The organism is Chitinimonas taiwanensis DSM 18899 (assembly GCF_900119825.1).
In the GTDB taxonomy this organism is placed as follows: domain Bacteria; phylum Pseudomonadota; class Gammaproteobacteria; order Burkholderiales; family Chitinimonadaceae; genus Chitinimonas; species Chitinimonas taiwanensis.
Map to the genome: position 1 here is coordinate 1 of NZ_FPKR01000028.1, position 1,424 is coordinate 1,424.

The 1,424-nt window shown below is 50.8% G+C and carries 1 rRNA gene; it reads left to right on the forward strand.

Going from position 1 to position 1,424, the window contains the following annotated elements:
• Positions 1-27: 27 nt before the first annotated feature.
• Positions 28-1,424, forward strand: a 23S ribosomal RNA gene (locus BT173_RS18950); the annotation flags it as partial.

Consider the following 1,424-nt stretch of genomic DNA (forward strand, 5'->3'; position numbering starts at 1 on the left):
AATTAATTGTGCCGTCTTAGGTTATAGGGTCAAGCGAATAAGTGCATCTGGTGGATGCCTTGGCGATGATAGGCGACGAAGGACGTGTAAGCCTGCGAAAAGCTTCGGGGAGCTGGCAATTAAGCTTTGATCCGGAGATGTCCGAATGGGGAAACCCACCCTTAGGGGTATCCCAGACTGAATACATAGGTCTGTGGAGGCGAACTCAGCGAACTGAAACATCTAAGTAGCTGAAGGAACAGAAATCAACCGAGATTCCGTAAGTAGTGGCGAGCGAACGCGGAGTAGCCTGTACGTGATAGTCGAACTCTTAGTAGAACGGAATGGAAAGTCCGGCCATAGTGGGTGATAGCCCCGTATGCGAAAAGAGATCGGTGGTACTAAGCGTACGACAAGTAGGGCGGGACACGAGAAATCCTGTCTGAAGATGGGGGGACCATCCTCCAAGGCTAAATACTCATCATCGACCGATAGTGAACCAGTACCGTGAGGGAAAGGCGAAAAGAACCGCGGGAGCGGAGTGAAATAGAACCTGAAACCGGATGCATACAAACAGTGGGAGCCTCCTTGTGGGGTGACTGCGTACCTTTTGTATAATGGGTCAGCGACTTACATTCAGTAGCGAGCTTAACCGAGTAGGGGAGGCGTAGCGAAAGCGAGTCCGAATAGGGCGTCTAGTTGCTGGGTGTAGACCCGAAACCAAGTGATCTATCCATGGCCAGGTTGAAGGTGCGGTAACACGCACTGGAGGACCGAACCCACTAGTGTTGCAAAACTAGGGGATGAGCTGTGGATAGGGGTGAAAGGCTAAACAAACTTGGAAATAGCTGGTTCTCCTCGAAAACTATTTAGGTAGTGCCTCATGTATCACTGACGGGGGTAAAGCACTGTTATGGCTAGGGGGTCATCGCGACTTACCAAACCATGGCAAACTCTGAATACCGTCAAGTGCGAGCATGGGAGACAGACATCGGGTGCTAACGTCCGGTGTCGAAAGGGAAACAACCCAGACCCTCAGCTAAGGTCCCAAATGCATAGTTAAGTGGAAAACGAAGTGGGAAGGCATAGACAGCCAGGATGTTGGCTTAGAAGCAGCCATCATTTAAAGAAAGCGTAATAGCTCACTGGTCGAGTCGTCCTGCGCGGAAGATGTAACGGGGCTCAAACTATGAACCGAAGCTAGGGATATGTCTTAGGACATATGGTAGAGGAGCGTTCCGTAGGTCTGTGAAGGTGTCTTGTGAAGGATGCTGGAGATATCGGAAGTGCGAATGCTGACATGAGTAGCGATAAACAGGGTGAAATTCCCTGTCACCGAAAACCCAAGGTTTCCTGCGCAACGTTCATCGGCGCAGGGTGAGTCGGCCCCTAAGGCGAGGCTGAAAAGCGTAGTCGATGGGAAACAGGTTAATATTCCTGTACCG